Origin of the sequence: Streptomyces sp. RPA4-2 (assembly GCF_012273515.2) — a bacterium.
GTDB classification, from domain to species: domain Bacteria; phylum Actinomycetota; class Actinomycetes; order Streptomycetales; family Streptomycetaceae; genus Streptomyces; species Streptomyces kaempferi.
In genome coordinates this window covers 7663468-7679413 of the sequence record NZ_CP050975.2, presented here as the reverse complement: position 1 = coordinate 7679413, position 15946 = coordinate 7663468, and the positions used below count along the sequence as shown (strand labels likewise).

General features: G+C 72.4%; 12 protein-coding genes. 9 read left to right on the top strand and 3 right to left on the bottom strand.

Features of this window, described 5'->3' with window-relative positions:
- Positions 1-163 precede the first annotated feature (163 nt).
- Positions 164-1546, bottom strand: coding sequence for an MFS transporter (locus tag HEP85_RS33580; protein ID WP_369657952.1), 1383 nt, complete (start codon positions 1544-1546; stop codon positions 164-166).
- 97 nt (positions 1547-1643) lie between these two features.
- Here HEP85_RS33580 and HEP85_RS33575 point away from each other — a divergent pair, with 97 nt between their 5' ends.
- From HEP85_RS33575 to nhaA, 7 genes are all read left to right on the top strand, one after another.
- Positions 1644-2255: a helix-turn-helix domain-containing protein gene (locus tag HEP85_RS33575; RefSeq protein WP_168531290.1), complete on the top strand. Its 612-nt coding sequence runs from the start codon at positions 1644-1646 to the stop codon at positions 2253-2255.
- 247 nt (positions 2256-2502) lie between these two features.
- On the top strand, positions 2503-3033 hold the full coding sequence (locus tag HEP85_RS33570; RefSeq protein ID WP_168531288.1) for a (2Fe-2S)-binding protein: 531 nt from the start codon (positions 2503-2505) through the stop codon (positions 3031-3033).
- On the top strand, positions 3020-4009 hold the full coding sequence (locus HEP85_RS33565) for a xanthine dehydrogenase family protein subunit M (RefSeq protein WP_168531286.1): 990 nt from the start codon (positions 3020-3022) through the stop codon (positions 4007-4009). Before HEP85_RS33570 ends, HEP85_RS33565 begins: the two co-directional genes overlap by 14 nt.
- A complete protein-coding gene (locus HEP85_RS33560; protein ID WP_365217961.1) occupies positions 4006-6213 on the top strand; it encodes a xanthine dehydrogenase family protein molybdopterin-binding subunit in 2208 nt (735 codons plus the stop codon). Before HEP85_RS33565 ends, HEP85_RS33560 begins: the two co-directional genes overlap by 4 nt.
- Before the next feature lie 100 nt (positions 6214-6313).
- A complete protein-coding gene (locus HEP85_RS33555; protein ID WP_248002174.1) occupies positions 6314-6775 on the top strand; it encodes a MarR family winged helix-turn-helix transcriptional regulator in 462 nt (153 codons plus the stop codon).
- A 152-nt stretch (positions 6776-6927) separates the two neighbouring features.
- Positions 6928-8598, top strand: coding sequence for an MFS transporter (locus HEP85_RS33550; RefSeq protein ID WP_248002542.1), 1671 nt, complete (start codon positions 6928-6930; stop codon positions 8596-8598).
- Between the two features lie 207 nt (positions 8599-8805).
- Positions 8806-10728 (top strand): Na+/H+ antiporter NhaA, encoded by a 1923-nt coding sequence (gene nhaA, locus HEP85_RS33545; protein ID WP_369657951.1) that lies wholly within the window; start codon positions 8806-8808, stop codon positions 10726-10728.
- 43 nt (positions 10729-10771) lie between these two features.
- On the opposite strand, the gene HEP85_RS33540 is transcribed toward nhaA, so the two are convergent.
- Positions 10772-11692 (bottom strand): NAD(+)/NADH kinase, encoded by a 921-nt coding sequence (locus tag HEP85_RS33540; RefSeq protein WP_248002172.1) that lies wholly within the window; start codon positions 11690-11692, stop codon positions 10772-10774.
- A gap of 90 nt (positions 11693-11782) precedes the next feature.
- A complete protein-coding gene (locus HEP85_RS33535) occupies positions 11783-13684 on the bottom strand; it encodes an ABC transporter ATP-binding protein (RefSeq protein ID WP_211118266.1) in 1902 nt (633 codons plus the stop codon).
- A 231-nt stretch (positions 13685-13915) separates the two neighbouring features.
- On the opposite strand from HEP85_RS33535, the gene HEP85_RS33530 reads away from it, so the two are divergent.
- Together HEP85_RS33530 and HEP85_RS33525 are read left to right on the top strand one after the other, a co-directional pair.
- On the top strand, positions 13916-14902 hold the full coding sequence (locus tag HEP85_RS33530; RefSeq protein ID WP_168531281.1) for a lysylphosphatidylglycerol synthase domain-containing protein: 987 nt from the start codon (positions 13916-13918) through the stop codon (positions 14900-14902).
- 139 nt (positions 14903-15041) lie between these two features.
- A complete protein-coding gene (locus tag HEP85_RS33525) occupies positions 15042-15806 on the top strand; it encodes a crotonase/enoyl-CoA hydratase family protein (protein ID WP_168531279.1) in 765 nt (254 codons plus the stop codon).
- Positions 15807-15946 lie beyond the last annotated feature (140 nt).

Sequence of the window (15946 nt, the reverse complement as noted above, 5' to 3'; positions counted from 1 at the left end):
GGGGCCGGATTCCCGATCCGTGCCGGGTCCGGGGCCGCCGCTACCGCGCCGAGTGCCAGGCGCCGTTCCCCCCGCACCACGTCCTGGCGATCCACCGGAGGGCGGCGATCCCCCGGAGCGCGGCGGTCCCCCGGAGGGCGGCGGTCCCCCGGAGGGCGCGGTCTCAGTTCCGTGAGGCGCGTGCCACGACGAGGAGGAACAGCCCGCAGGCCGTCACGAGCAGCCATCCCGGATGTGACGCGGCGGCGAGGCCCGCGGGGCCGGCCCCCGCGGCCATGCCTCCGGCGACGGCGATCCCGATCGCCGCGCCGACCTGGCGCGCGGTGGAGGTGATCGCCCCCGCCACACCCGCCCGGGACCGCGGCAGACCGCTGACCGCGGTGTTGGTGAGGGGAGCGTTGGCGAAGCCGAACCCGACGCCGATCAGCAGATGGGCGAGGAGGATCAGCGGCACGCTCGTGTCCTGGCGCAGGTTCGTCAGGCACAGTCCGCCGGCCGCGATGAACCCGCCCGCGAGGATCAGCGGACGCCGCGGCCCGAAACGTCCGACCAGGGTGCCGGACCACGGTGCGCACAGCGTGGCCCCGAGTGCCATGGGCAGTGTCGAGGCGCCGCTCGCGAGCGGCGTCCAGCCACGGGTGTGCTGGAGGTAGAGGGTGTTGAGCAGCAGACTCACGTTCAGCGCGACGAACACCGCCGCGGCGCCGAGCACCGCCGACGCGAACGGCGGTCGCCGGAAGAGGCGGAGGTCCACCAGGGGTTCGCCGTGGCGCAGTTCGACCTGGACGAACCCGGCCGCCGCCGCCATGGTCAGGACGTAGCAGACGAGGGCCGTGGGCGACGCCCAGCCGATGCGAGGGCCTTCGATCAGCACACCGACGGACAGGCCGAGGACCGCGGCGAGGAGCACCTGGCCGGGCAGGTCCAGGCGCCGGGGGCGCTCCGCGCGGGACTCCGGCACGAACACCGCGACCAGGACGAGCGCGGCGACGACGACCGGGGCGTTGATCCAGAAGACCGAACGCCAGCCGAAGGCGGCGATGAGCACCCCGCCGGTGACCGGGCCCACCGCCATGCTGAGCCCGAACACCGAGGCCCACACACCGATCGCGCGGGCCCGTTCCCGCGGGTCGGGCATCGCGTTCACCACGATCGCCAGGGCCACCGGACTCAGCATCGAGGCGCCGACGCCCTGGGCGGCCCGGGCGGCGACGAGCACGCCGAGCGACGGGGCGAGCGCGCACACGAGGGAGGCCAGACCGAAGACGATCAGTCCGCACTGGAAGATCCGGCGGCGTCCGAAGCGGTCCGCGAGCGCGCCGGAGACGATGAGGAGGCCGGCGAGGGCCACGGTGTAGGCGTCGACGGCCCATTCCAGACCGCGGGTGCCCGTGTCGAGGCCCCGCCCGATCTCGGGCAGGGACACGTTGACGATCGTGGTGTCCACCCCCACCAGGAACATGCTGAGCGCGCAGACGGCCAGCACCGTCCAGCGGCGGCGCGCGCTCAGTGGGGAGGGTGGTGCGGCCAGGGATGTCGTGAGCACGGGAGGTCCCCCTTCGGTACGGGATCGGTTCCCGCTCAGGCTCGCGTCGGGGGAGGTGCCGGAACCAGGTTCTTTGCGGAGACCGCAAAATGGCCCCATGGACGCCGAACTCGCGGAACTCCTCGCCGCTGTCGGGCCCCGGTTGCGCGCCCTGCGGCGCGACCGGGGCCTCACCCTCGAATCACTCGCGAAGGACACCGGGATCTCCGTCAGTACGCTGTCGCGCCTGGAGTCGGGCCTGCGCCGCCCGACGCTCGACCTTCTCATCCCGCTCGCCCGGGCCCATCGTGTCGCGCTGGACCAGTTGGTGGCGGCACCGGCCACCGGCGACCCGCGGGTCCATCTCCAGCCGCGGAGCCGGAAGCCGGGCAGCGTCCTCGTCCCGCTGACGCAGTACCCCGGCCGGGTCCAGGTCTTCAAGCAGGTGCTGGCGTACCGCGAACCGAGGCTGGTGACCCACTCCGGCTACGAATGGCTCTACGTGCTCGCCGGTGAGCTCCGTCTCGTCCTCGGGGAGCGCGAGGTCACGCTCCGGCCGGGCGAGGTGGCCGAGTTCGACACCGACGAACCGCACTGGTTCGGGCCCGCCGGTGCCGAAGCGGTGGAGATCCTGCACCTGTTCGGGCCGCACGGCGACCAGGCCGTCGTACGCGCCGGCCCGGCCGCCGGCCCGGCGGCCGACAGCGCGGGGCGGCCGCCGGTCGTCTGAGTGGAGCCCTCCGAGTGGAGACGACCTTGAGCGGAGATCCGGCGAGGTGTGCGGAGGCGTCCTCTAGCGGAGGCCCGTGGAACGTACGGGGTGGGCCCCTGTCCGGACCGGTGCCCGCGCGGAATCACCTGTTCGGCCTATATGGTGGGAAACATTCATGAAGTAGCTCATATCAGCCGAATCAACTCACCGGATCCGGCCCCAGGAGGGGCTCGAGTCGTTCGCGACCCGTCCGGAGGAGGACGCGATGACGGACGTGGCGAGCAGGCGGGACGTGGACGAACGTCCCGCGATCATCGAACGGGTCGTGACACTCGACGTGAACGGCCGTCCCTACACGCTCCGCCTGGACACCCGGGTCACCCTGTTGGACGCCCTGCGCGACCGGCTGGGCCTGGTGGGCACGAAGAAGGGCTGTGACCAGGGAGCCTGTGGCGCGTGCACGGTCCATGTGGACGGCCGGAGAGTGCTGTCCTGCCTGACCCTGGCGGCGCAGGCCGAGGGCCGCGCCATCACCACCGTCGAGGGGGTCTCCGGGCCCGACGGACCGCACCCGGTGCAGCAGGCGTTCATGGAGCACGACGGCTTCCAGTGCGGCTTCTGCACGCCTGGGCAGATCATGTCCGCGGTGGCTCTCCTGGCCGAGGGCCGGGCCGGCTCCGACGAGGAGATCCGGGAGTTCATGAGCGGCAACCTGTGCCGTTGCGGCGCCTATCCGAACATCGTGGCCGCCATACGCGAGGCGGCGTCCCGGGGAGGCCGCGATGCGCACCTTTGACTACGTGCGGGCCGTCGACACCCAGGAAGTGGTCCGGTTGCTGGCGGACGACCCGGCCGCGTCCTGCCTGGCGGGCGGCACCACTCAGCTGGACCTGATGAAGGACGGGGTCCTGGAGCCACCGCGGCTGATCGACATCACCCGGCTCCCCCTCCACGGCATCGAACGCCGCGGCGAATCCCTTCATGTGGGAGCGCTGGTGACCATGGAGGAACTGGCCGCCGATGCCACGGTGGCCGAGCGACTGCCCGTGGTGCGCGAGGCGCTGCTGCTGGGCGCCTCGGTGCAGCTGCGGAACATGGCCACCATCGGGGGCAACCTGCTCCAGCGCACGCGCTGCCGCTACTTCCGCGACCCGACCGTCCAGGCGTGCAACAAGCGCGCCCCCGACTCCGGTTGCGCCGCGGTCGAGGGCGTGGCGCGCATGCACGCCGTGCTCGGTGCGAGCGAGCGGTGCATCGCGCTGCACGCCTCCGATCTCGCCGTCGCGCTGGTGGCGCTGGACGCGCTCGTGCACGTCCAGGGGGTGTCGGAGCGTCGCACCGTGCCGCTGACGGAGTTCTATCTGACGGCGGACGAGAGCCCACGGCGCGAGAACGTCCTGGAGCACGCCGAGCTGATCACCGAGGTCGAGATCCCGCTGCCCCCGGCGGCCGCGCGGTCGGGCTACCTCAAGGTCCGCGACCGGGCGTCGTACGAGTTCGCCCTCGCCTCCGCCGCCGTTCTGCTCCTCCTGGACGGTGGCACGATCCGGCGCGCCCGGGTCGGCCTCGGCGGGGTGGGAACGAAACCCTGGCGGGCCTACGAGGCCGAGCACGTGCTGACGGGCGCGCCGGCCACGACCGCCACGTTCACGGACGCGGCCGAGGCGACGATGCGCGATGCCTTCACCGTCCCCGGCACGGCGTTCAAGGTGCCGCTGGCCCGTCGCACGCTGGTGCGCGAGCTGCAGACAGTCTCAGGAGTGACGGCATGAGCACCGTCGAGAGCAGGCCGCTGGTCGGCGCGGGCGTCAGCAGGGTCGACGGCCCGCGGAAGGTCACCGGAACCGCCCCGTACCCGATGGACTTCAGCATCCCCGGCCAGGCCTACGGCACCGTGGTGCAGTCCACCGTCGCCGCGGGCCGCATCGTGCGTATGCACACCGAGGCCGCCGAGGGCGCTCCCGGTGTGCTGGCCGTGCTCACCCATGCGAACGCCCCGTCCGTCGGCACGGGCCCGACGACCGTGCTCGGGGCGTCGCCGCCACCGCCGCTGAGGAACGACCGGATCGTGCACCACGGGCAGCACATCGCCTTCGTGGTGGCCGAGACTCCGGAGCAGGCCACGGCCGCGGCGCGGCTGGTGCGGGTCGACTACGAGGTCGAGGAGCCACTGCTGGACCTTCGGGACCCACGGGCCGAACAGGTCCTCGATCCATGGGAGATGGACACCTCGCGCGGCGACCCCGGCGCGGCGCTGGAGTCCGCGGAGGTGACCGTCCGGGCCACGTACACGACGGCCGACAACACCAACAACCCCCTCGGGCTGTTCGCGACGGTCGCCGTGTGGGAGGGCGACACCCTCACCGTCCACGACACCAGTCAGTGGCCGTCCATGGTGCGCACCACCCTGGCCATGGTCTTCGGCATCCCCGAGAGCTCGGTACGGGTCCTGGTGCCCTACGTCGGCGGGGGCTTCGGCGCCGGACTGCGCGCGTGGCCGCACGTGATCCTGACCGCCCTCGCCGCCCGGATGCTCAAGCGGCCGGTCAAACTGGTCCTGACCCGGCCGCAGATGTTCACCTCCGTCGGGCATCGCCCCAGCGGGGTGCAGCGGTTGAGCGTCGGTGCCACGCGCGAGGGAGACCTGGTCGCCCTCGACCACCGCAGCCTCATCTCCCTGAGCATCGAGGACAACGACTTCGAGCCGTTCTCCTCCGGAACCTCGTTCGCCTACCGGTGCCCCAACGTGATCACGCGGGACCGGCAGGCGCGGATCAACATCGCCGTCCCGACGTCCATGCGTGCCCCCGCCGAGGCACAGGGCAACTTCGCGCTGGAGTCGGCGCTCGACGAACTGGCTTGCACCCTGGGCATGGACCCCTTGGACCTACGGGTGCGCAACCACACCGACGTCGATCCGCGCAATGGGCTGCCCTGGACCGGCAAGGCGATCCTGGAGTGCTACGAGGCCGGCGCGCGGCGCTTCGGCTGGTACGACCGCAACCCCGAGCCGCGCTCGATGCGCGACGGGAACTGGCTCGTCGGGTACGGGATGGCGAGCGCGATGTTCCCCTACTTCGCGCAGCCCTGCTCGGCGCAGGCCACCGTCAACAGCGACGGCAGCGCGCTGGTGCGCAGCGCGGCGACGGACATCGGCACCGGCACGTACACCGTCATGGCCCAACTGGCCGCGGCGGAGCTGGGTCTGCCCCTGGACCTGGTCCGTTTCGACCTGGGCGACTCCGACATGCCCAACTCGATGATGGCGGGCGGCTCCGGCCTGACCGGCGCGCTGGGCAACGCCGTGCACGACGCCTGCCGGCGACTGGTGCGCTCCTTCGCCGAGCTCGCACGCGGTGACACCGACTCGCCGCTGCGGGGGGTGTCCCCCGACGACGTGGAGTGCGGCGGGGGCAGGGTCCACCCGGCCGGCCGTCCGGACCGCGGGGAGTCGTACGTCGACATCCTCGCCCGGCACGGGATGTCCGAGCTCACGGCGTACGGGAACAGCACGCCGCCGGTCGCCACCGAGCTGGGCATGTCCCCGGCCGGTGCGTACGGCGCGAAGTTCGTGGAGGTCCGGGTGGACGCGGATCTCGGACTCATCCGTGTCGCGCGGGTGGTCTCCGCGATCGACGGCGGCCGCATCCTCAACGCGAAGACGGCCCGGAGTCAGATCATCGGCGGCACGGTCGGCGGCATCGGCATGGCCCTGTACGAGGACACCGTCACCGACCCGCACACCGGCCGCATCGCCAACGGCACCTTCGGCGACTACCTCATCGCGGTGAACGCCGACGTCCCCGAGCTGGACGTGGTCTTCGTCGGCGAGCCCGATCGCGGCACCGCCACGGGCACCAAGGGTGTCGGAGAGGTCGGCCTGGTCGGCATCGCGCCCGCGATCTCCAACGCCGTCCACCACGCCACGGGGAAGCGTCTGCGCGATCTGCCGATCACGCTCGACGCCCTGCTGTGAAGGCACCGACCCACTTCCGTGGACGCAGCCGGGCCGCGATAATTACTAACATTTGATTGATCAGCCCAGCCTGATAAACCTAGTGTCAGTATCTGTGAGGGTGGATACAGAAGCAGGTCACGAGCACGTCCGGGAGCCCGGCGACACCGCCCGGCTCGCCTCCGCACTGCGCCTCGCCGTGGGTCGCACGACCCGGCGCCTGCGCCAGGCCCACTCCGTGGGGGACGTGTCGCTCTCCGGCGTCTCGGTGCTCGCGCGGCTCGCCGCCGACGGCCCCCGCTCGCCGGGGTCCCTCGCCGAGCTGGAGCGCGTACGGCCGCAGGCGATGGCCAGCACGCTCGCCGCGCTCGGCGAACGCGGGCTGGTCGGTCGCGCGCCCGACACGACGGACGGGCGGCGGATCATCGTGGCGATCACCGAGGAGGGGCGGGCCATGCTGGCGGAACGCCGCTCCGAGTCCGTCCACCGCCTCTCGGCCGTCCTCGACGAGTTCACCGAGCAGGAGCGCGAGACCCTCGCCGCCGCGCTGCCCCTCCTCGACCGACTGGCGGAACGACTGTGAGCGTCCGCGCGCCCGACGACCGTGGCCCGGACCGTCCGCGCGGAGGCGGCGCGTCCGCCCTGCGCTCCGTGCGCCGCAAGGACCTGCCCGCGGGCCCCGGCTACAAGTGGGTCGCCCTGTCCAACACCACGCTCGGCGTGCTGATCGCCACGATGGACGCCTCCATCGTGATCATCTCGCTGCCCGCGATCTTCCGCGGGATCGGCCTCGACCCGCTCGCACCCGGCAACATCGGCTATCTGCTCTGGATGATCCTGGGCTATCTGCTGGTGTCGGCGGTGCTCGTCGTCGTCCTCGGACGGCTCGGTGACATGTACGGCCGGGTCAAGATCTACAACCTGGGCTTCCTCGTCTTCGCCTGCGCCTCCGTCGCGCTCTCCCTCGACCCGTTCCGGGCCGCCGCCGGCGCCCTGTGGCTGATCCTGTGGCGCGTCGTGCAGGCGTTCGGCGGCTCCATGCTCACCGCCAACTCGGCTGCCATCCTCACCGACGCCTTCCCCACCCGGCAGCGTGGCATGGCCCTCGGCATCAACCAGATCACCGCGCTCGCCGGCCAGTTCCTCGGCCTCCTCGCCGGCGGACTGCTGGCCGCCGTCGACTGGCGCGCGGTGTTCTGGGTGAGCGTGCCGGTCAGCATCACCGGCACCGTCTGGTCGTATCTGAGCCTGCGGGAGACCTCGACGGGGCGCCCCGGCCGCATCGACTGGCTGGGCAACCTCACCTTCGCGGCGGGCGCCGGAACCCTGCTGGTCGGCATCACCTACGGCATCCAGCCCTACGGCTCGCACGCCACCGGCTGGGGAAACCCGTGGGTGCTCGCCGGTCTGACCGGCGGTGTCGTCCTGCTGCTGCTCTTCTGCTACGTCGAGTCGCGCGTCGCCGACCCCATGTTCACGCTGGCCCTGTTCAAGATCCGGGCCTTCGCCGCGGGCAACCTGGCGGCGCTGCTGACCGCGATCGCGCGGGGCGGGCTGCAGTTCATGCTCATCATCTGGCTTCAGGGCATCTGGCTGCCCCTGCACGGCTACGCGTTCGAGGACACCCCGTTGTGGGCGGGCGTCTTCATGCTTCCCCTGACCCTGGGCTTCCTGATCGCGGGTCCCCTGTCCGGTTACCTGTCGGACCGGTTCGGCGCCCGTATGTTCTCCACGACCGGCCTGATCGTCGTCGCGGTCTCCTTTCTCGGGCTGCTCGCCCTGCCCATCGACTTCGACTACGGGACCTTCGCGGCGCTGCTGCTGCTCAACGGACTGGGCCAGGGCATGTTCTCCTCCCCGAACACCTCCTCGATCATGGGCAGCGTGCCGCCCGAGTACCGCGGCGTCGCCTCGGGCATGCGCTCCACCTTCCAGAACTCGGGCACCGCCCTGTCCATCGGCGTGTTCTTCTCCCTGATGGTCTCCGGACTGGCCTCGTCGCTGCCCGCGGCCCTCAGCGGCGGACTCCAGGCCCACGGCGTGCCCGCCGGAGCGGCCGAACACGCCGCGTCGCTGCCGCCGGTGAGCACGTTGTTCGCCACGTTCCTCGGCAACAACCCCATCGAACACCTGCTCGCGTCCGGTGGAGCCCTCACCCACCTCTCCCCGGCCCAGCACGCGGCCCTGACCGGTCACACCTTCTTCCCCCGGCTGGTCTCCGCTCCCTTCCACCACGGGCTCGCCATCGTCTTCGGTGTGGCCGCGGGCATGGCGCTGGTCTCCGCGCTCGCCTCGGCCCTGCGCGGCGGACGCCGTCCCGCCGAGGACGCCCCTCCGCCGGATCCGGGGCCCGCCGCGGCCGGACCGGCGCCGACGGGACAGCGCCGGCACCACACACCTTCGTAGGCGCGGCGGCCGCCCGGGAATCACCCGGAAGGCGTCCGCGACGCGCCCCGCGAAACACCCGGAAGGCGTCCGCGCGGACCCCGGGAAGGAAGAGGGACCGCCTGCGGGGAGTTACCAGGGGTGCACCATGGAACCGAGCGGGGCCGGGGCGGCGCCTCGCCGTGGCTTCGCCGGGTGCGGGTCGACGCGCGGGGCGAGAATCACGGAGTGACTGTGCCACTTGAGCCACCTGAGCCGCCCGAGAGCCCCCTCCTGTCGGGGCAGACCGAGTGCGGCACGAGCGCCCACGGTCCGCTGCGGGACTTCCTGCGGACCGAGACCGGCAGCGCCGCCGTGCTGCTCACCGCGGCGCTCCTGGCCCTCGCCTGGGCCAACCTCGGGCCCGGCTCGTACGCGTCCTTCTGGCACACCGAGCTGTCGGTCCGCATCGGGTCGGGCGGGGTCTCCCTGGGGCTGCGCGAGTGGGTGAACAGCGGGCTGATGACCCTGTTCTTCTTCGTCGTGGGCCTCGAGGCGCGCCGCGAGTTCGACATGGGCGAACTACGGGAGCGCCGGCGGGTCACGCTGCCGGTGCTCGCGGGGCTCAGCGGTATGGCCGTGCCGGTCGCGGTCTATCTGGCCGTCAACGCGGGCCACGCCTCCGCGCAGGGGTGGGGCACCGCCATGTCGACGGACACGGCCTTCGCGCTGGGCATGCTCGCCCTCTTCGGTACGCGGCTGCCCGGCAGTCTGCGGGTCTTCATCCTCAGCGTCTCCGTCGTGGACGACTTCGTCGCACTGGCCGTCATCGCCTTCGCCTACAGCAAAGCCGTCTCGGTGCCCGCGCTGCTGACGGCGCTGGGCCTGTTCGCGGTCCTCCTCCTGGTACGCCGCACCCTGGGCATGCGGATCCCGGCCCTGTACGCGGTGCTGGGCGTGGCGATCTGGGTGGCGCTCCTGAAGTCGGGTGTGGACCCGGTCGTGACGGGACTCGCGATGGGTCTGCTGACGTACGCCCGCCCGGCCGAACGCAGCGACCTGGAGCACGCGACCACACTGTTCCGGCGCTTCCGCGAGCAGCCGACGCCGGAACTGGAGCGCACCGTACGCCGGGGACTGGCCTCGACGCTCTCCCCCAACGAGCGCCTCCAGCGGATGTTCCACCCCTGGACGAGCTATGTGATCGTGCCGCTGTTCGCCCTCGCCAACGCCGGCATCACCGTCAGCGGCGGCCAGCTGGCGCACGCCTTCACCTCGCCGATCACGCTCGGCATCCTCTTCGGCTACGTCCTCGGCAAACCGCTCGGCATCATCGGCGCCGCCCTCCTCACCACACGCGTCAGCCGCGGACGCCTCCGGCCGCCGGCCGGCTGGGGCGCCATCACCGCGGGCGGCACCCTGGCCGGGGTCGGGTTCACCGTCTCCCTGCTGATCGCGACCCTCGCCTTCGACGGCGACGAACTGGCGCAGGCGAAGATCGGGATCCTGGCCGCCGTGGTCGGCTCGTTCGTCCTCACCTGGCTGGTCACCCGGGTGATCGGCGCCCTGCCGAAGCGTTCCCGCTCCCGGGCCCTCCTCGGTACGAGCCAGGGCATCGTGGATCTCAGCGACTCCGTCGACGTGCGACGCGACCACGTACGCGGCCCCCTGGACGCGCCCGTGACACTGGTCGAGTACGGGGACTTCGAGTGCCCGTACTGCGGACTGGCCGAGCCCGTGGTGCGCGAGCTGCTCGCCGACTTCGGGGACGTGCGCTACGTATGGCGGCATCTGCCGCTGCACGACGTGCACCCCAACGCCCAGCTCGCCGCCGAGGCCGCCGAGGCCGCCGCCCTCCAGGACGGCTACTGGGAGATGCACGATCTGCTGCTGGAGCACCAGGGGGACCTGCTGCCGAAGGACCTGCTCCACTACGCCGAGGAGATCGGCCTCGACACCGCCCGCTTCCGCGCCGACCTGCGGGCGGGGGTGGGCTCGGCCCATATCGCCGCGGACCTGGAGTCCGCCGATCTCAGCGGCGTCTCGGGTACCCCGACGTTCTTCGTCAACGGCCGCCGTCACCACGGCGCCTACGACATCGCCTCGCTGTCCGCGGCCGTACGCGCGGCGCGGGAGAGGGCGGCGCTCACCGGGGCCGGCCGGCCGGCCTGAAACCGGCTCGTTCGCACGCATACGGGTACGGAGTCCGGGTGTGTCACTGCTCCGCGATATCGGCGTGGAGCGCGAAATCGACGTGCTCGTCGGGATGGAGGCGGCCCGCTTCGAGGCTTCCCCTGATGCCGAGCTTCCTGCGGGCCCGCTGGTAGAACGTGGTGCCGCCGAGGCGCACCACATGGGCCACCGCGGGGCAGGCCGTCACGGTGATCCGGTCACCCGCGTCGAGGTACTCGACCACCTCACCGTCGACCTCGACCGCCAACCGCCCTGTCGTGGGGAGCAGTTCGAGCACCACCTGCTCGTCCGCCGGCAGGACGAGCGCCCTGTCGAACGACGAGTGCGCGCTGGCCGGGACGACGAGGATGGCCTCCACCCTGGGCGAGAGGATCGGGCCGCCCGCGGCGAAGCTGTACGCCGTCGATCCGGTCGAGGTGGCGACCACGAGCGCGTCGGCCGCGTATCGGATGAACTCGTCCCCCTGGAGACTGATGGAGATGGCGGCCATTCCGTGGCCCGGCACCCGTACGAGGGCGATGTCGTTGAACGCCCGGCACTCGCGCCCGTCCGGCAGGCGGGTCCGTACGGCCATGCGGGCCTCGGTGGTGAAGCGGCCGCCGTCGATGCGGTCCAGCGCCGCTGCCAGGTCCTCGACGTCGATCTCGGCGAGGAAGCCCAGCCGGCCCAGGTTGACGCCGAGCACCGGGGTGGCGGAGCCGGAGAGCAGCCGCATGGCGCGGAGCATGGTTCCGTCACCGCCGAGACTGACGATCAGACCGGCCCGGGCCACCAGGTCGTCGGCCGGCACGGCCACGGCGCTGCAGGCGATGCGTCCCACCTCGTCCGGCAGCCCCAGCACCTCGGTCCGGTGCGTACGGGCCCAGTGGACGACGGATTCGATGACCGGCCCCGGATTGCGCCTGGGATGCAGAATCAGGCCGATCGATCCGATCTGACCCATGAGGATTCCCCTTACGTCGATGCGACGATCCCGAGTGCTCCATCATTGTCCTGCAGTGCGGCTTTCCTGCCGGTGTGGCCCGGTGGCCCCTCAGTCCATCATCAGCCCGAGGCTCCGTTCCCGGGCGCTTTCCGGCCGGGGCTCGTCGAACTGGGTCCGGTACAGCTCCGCGTACCGCCCCTCCGCCGCCAGCAGCTCCTCGTGGGTACCCCGCTCCACGATCCGTCCCGCCTCGACGACCAGGATCACGTCGGCGGCGCGCACCGTGGACAGCCGGTGGGCGATCACCAGGGCCGTACGCCCCGCCAGCGCCTCGGCGAGCGCCTCCTGCACGGCCGCCTCCGAGGTGTTGTCCAGGTGGGCGGTGGCCTCGTCGAGGATGACGACGCGCTGGCGGGCGAGCAGCAGCCGGGCGATGGTCATCCGCTGGCGTTCGCCGCCGGAGAGCCGGTAGCCGCGCTCGCCGACCACGGTGTCGAGGCCGTCGGGCAGCGAGCGTACGAGTTCCTCCAGCCGGGCGCGGCGCAGTACGTCCCACAGTTCCTGCTCCGTCGCGGCGGGGCGGGCCAGCAGCAGGTTGTCGCGTACCGAGTCGTGGAAGAGGTGTCCGTCCTGGGTGACCATGCCGAGGGTCCGGCGGATCGACTCGGCGCTCAGGTCGCGGACGTCGACGCCGCCGATGCGGACCGCGCCCGCGTCGGTGTCGTACAGCCGCGGCAGCAGTTGGGCGATGGTCGACTTGCCCGCACCGGAGGAGCCGACGAGCGCGACGGTCTGGCCGGGTTCGGCGCGGAAGGAGACGCCGCGCAGGACCTCGGCGCCGGCGCGGGTGTCGAGGGCGGCGACCTCCTCCAGGGAGGCGAGGGAGACCTTGTCCGCGGCGGGGTAGGCGAAGCTGACGTCGTCGAACTCCACGGAAGCCGGGCCTTCCGGGACCTCCTGGGCGTCCGGCTTCTCCTCGATGAGCGGCTTGAGGTCGAGCACCTCGAATACGCGTTCGAAGCTGACCAGGGCGCTCATGACCTCGACGCGCGCCCCGGCGAGCGAGGTGAGGGGCGCGTACAGGCGGGTCAGCAGCAGCGCGAGCGAGACGACGGCGCCCGGTTCCAGGCTGCCGCGCAGCGCGTACCAGCCGCCCAGCCCGTACACGAGCGCCAGCGCCAGCGCGGAGACCAGTGTCAGGGCCGTGATGAACGCCGACTGCGCCATCGCCGTACGCACCCCGATGTCCCGTACCCGCCCGGCCCGCGCCGCGAACTCGGCGGACTCGTCCTCGGGCCGCCCGAAGAGCTTGATGAGGGTGGCGCCGGGTGCGGAGAACCGCTCGGTCATCCGGGTGCCCATGGCCGCGTTCAGCTGCGCGGCCTCGCGTTGCATCCTGGCCATCCGGCTGCCCATGCGCCGCGCGGGCACCACGAACACGGGCAGCAGCACCAGGGCGAGCAGCGTGATCTGCCAGGACAGGGTCAGCATGACGGCGAGGGTGAGCAGCAGGGTGACGACGTTGCCGACCACTCCGGAGAGGGTGTTGCTGAAGGCGCGCTGGGCGCCGATCACGTCGTTGTTGAGTCGACTGACGAGCGCGCCCGTACGGGTACGTGTGAAGAACGCGACCGGCATGCGCTGTACATGATCGAACACAGCCGCCCGCAGATCCAGGATGAGCCCCTCCCCCAGCGTCGCCGACAGCCAGCGACTGAGAATCCCCAGTCCCGCCTCGGCGAACGCGATGATCGCGATGAGCACGGCAAGGCGGACGACGGTGCCCTCGTCGCCGCGGGAAACGATGGCGTCCACGACGCGCCCCGCGAGCACCGGTGTCGCGACGGCCAGCAGCGCGGTGATCACGCTGAGCACGACGAACTGGCCGATACGGCGGCGGTGCGGGCGGGCGAAGGCCGCGATGCGGCGCAGTGTCGCGCGGGCGAAGGGGCGGCGCTCCTGCTGCGCGTTCATCACGCTGTGCAGCTGTGTCCAGGCTGTGGTCTCCATGCTCATGGAAGTGACCGTAGGACCTCAAGCTTCGTTGAGGTCAATGTCTCGCGGAAGAAGTCCACGCGCACGAAGGAACGACCCAGGGAACTCATGACGGCATCCACGACGGTATCCACGGCCCCGCCGACCGCGCCGGCCCCGGCTCCTCCCGCACCTTGCCCGGCGCGTCAGCCTCCGGACCCTCGCCCGCAACCTCCTGTTGGTGCGGTGTGGAAAACCTCTCCGGATGTGACAGCGGTCCGTTTTCCCCAGACGCCCCCGCGGGGTCCCCTCCAGGGACTCCCCCGGCGCCTCCCCCTCCGGTCGGTCCTGTGCCTGGTCCCGCTCGCCCTCGTGCTGGTCATCGCCGTGCGCCACCGCGCCGTGCTCGCGGAGGGTTTCGGCCATCTGCGCGCGGCCGAGTGGCCGTGGCTGCTGGCGGCGGCCCTCGCGACCTGTCTGACCTGGGTCGCCGCGGCCGTCACCCGGCAGGGCGCGGTCGTGGAGCGGCTGCCCGCGCGGCGGCTGCTCGCCACCCAGTTCGCGGCGGGTGCCGCCAATCACCTGCTGCCGACGGGGCTGGGCGCCGGCGCGGTCAATCTGCGTTTCATGACGGTGTGCGGCGTTCCGCTCGCCCGCTCCTCCGCGGCGCTCGCGCTGTACATGCTGGCCGAGTCGGTCGCCCGTCTCGCCCTGCTGGCGGGCCTGCTCGTCGCGTTCCCCGGCGCGCTGCGGATCGGCGGCCTCCTCCCGGACGGGGCGACGGGCCCTCTGCTGCTCGGCGCGGGCGTACTGCTGTGCGTCGCGGTGACGGTGCTGCTGCTCGTACGGCGGCTGCGGGTGGCGGTGCTGTCGTTCCTGCGCACCGCGCTCGGCGAGGCGCGCTCGGTGCACTCCCGCCCGGCGCGCGCGTGCGCCCTGTGGGGCGGTTCGCTCGCCTTCCCGCTGCTGCAGGCCGCCGGTCTGACCGCGGTGGGACAGGCGATGGACCTGCCGGTGCCGCCGCTGCACATGGCTCTCGCGTACCTGGCGGCGACGGCCGCGGTGGCGGTGGTGCCCACGCCGGGCGGGATCGGTTCGGTGGAGGCGGCGCTCGTCGTGGCGCTGGTGGCGGCGGGCGGTCCGGTGGCGGTGGCCACGGCGGTGGTCCTGGCGTTCCGGATCATCACGGTGTGGCTGCCGCTGCTGCCCGGGGCACTGACGCTGGGAGCGCTGGTGCGTCTGAAGGTGATCTGACCGGGCCCGCACGGTAAGCGGGGCCCGCACGGTAGCGGGCCCGCACGATGAGGGGCCCCGGACGGCGGCGGGCCCCGCAGGGCGGCGGACGGCACGGAGTAGCCTCGGACGTACGTCAGCCGGAGAAGGGGGCAGCAGGATGCCGGTCCGGACCGAACGCCAGGGGTACGTGACCACGGTGGTCCTCTCCCGCCCCGGCGCCCGCAACGCGGTGGACGGCCCGACGGCCGTCGAACTGGCCGACGCCTTCCGGGAGTTCGAGGCCGATGACACGGCCCGGGTGGCGGTGCTCTGGGGCGAGGGCGGCACGTTCTGCGCCGGCGCGGACCTCAAGGCGATCGGTACCGAGCACGGCAACCGGGTCGCCGAGGACGGTGACGGGCCGATGGGCCCGACCCGCCTGCGGCTGTCCAAGCCGGTCATCGCGGCGGTCGCGGGGCATGCCGTGGCCGGGGGGCTGGAACTGGCGCTCTGGTGCGATCTGCGGGTCGCGGAGGAGGACGCGGTCCTCGGTGTGTTCTGCCGCCGTTGGGGCGTCCCGCTCATCGACGGCGGCACCGTGCGCCTGCCCCGCCTCATCGGCACCAGCCGCGCGATGGACATGATCCTCACCGGCCGCCCGGTTCCCGCCCCCGAGGCGTACGGGATGGGGCTCGTCAACCGCCTCGTCCCGAACGGCCGGGCCCGTGCCGCGGCCGAGGAACTGGCCGCCGACATCGCCGGCTTCCCCCAGTCCTGCCTGCGCAGCGACCGCGCCTCGGTGCTCGACCAGGAGGGCCTGGTCGAGCAGACCGCCCTGCGCGGTGAACTCCGCCACGGCATGGACGTGTTGGCCGACGGCATGGAGGGCGCGGCACGCTTCGCGTCGGGAGCCGGGCGGCACGGTTCGTTCAGCGGGACGTGAGGCGGGCGAGGGCACGGCCGGGGGCCCGGTTCCGTCAAGAGCCGCCGTGCGCGGGCCTGGTGACGGACGGACGGCAATGGCGCGGGTGCGCGGACCCGGTCACGGACCTACCCCCGGGTACGGCAGGATGAGCGGTCGCC

What these genes read in the sequence shown, in the direction of transcription:
- HEP85_RS33540 (WP_248002172.1), bottom strand. Translation starts at nt 11,692, where the DNA reads ATGGGTCAGATCGGATCGATCGGCCTGATTCTGCATCCCAGGCGCAAT.
- HEP85_RS33560 (WP_365217961.1), top strand. Translation starts at nt 4,006, where the DNA reads ATGAGCACCGTCGAGAGCAGGCCGCTGGTCGGCGCGGGCGTCAGCAGG.
- HEP85_RS33550 (WP_248002542.1), top strand. Translation starts at nt 6,928, where the DNA reads ATGGACGCCTCCATCGTGATCATCTCGCTGCCCGCGATCTTCCGCGGG.
- HEP85_RS33535 (WP_211118266.1), bottom strand. Translation starts at nt 13,684, where the DNA reads ATGGAGACCACAGCCTGGACACAGCTGCACAGCGTGATGAACGCGCAG.
- HEP85_RS33565 (WP_168531286.1), top strand. Translation starts at nt 3,020, where the DNA reads ATGCGCACCTTTGACTACGTGCGGGCCGTCGACACCCAGGAAGTGGTC.
- HEP85_RS33575 (WP_168531290.1), top strand. Translation starts at nt 1,644, where the DNA reads ATGGACGCCGAACTCGCGGAACTCCTCGCCGCTGTCGGGCCCCGGTTG.
- HEP85_RS33525 (WP_168531279.1), top strand. Translation starts at nt 15,042, where the DNA reads ATGCCGGTCCGGACCGAACGCCAGGGGTACGTGACCACGGTGGTCCTC.
- HEP85_RS33570 (WP_168531288.1), top strand. Translation starts at nt 2,503, where the DNA reads ATGACGGACGTGGCGAGCAGGCGGGACGTGGACGAACGTCCCGCGATC.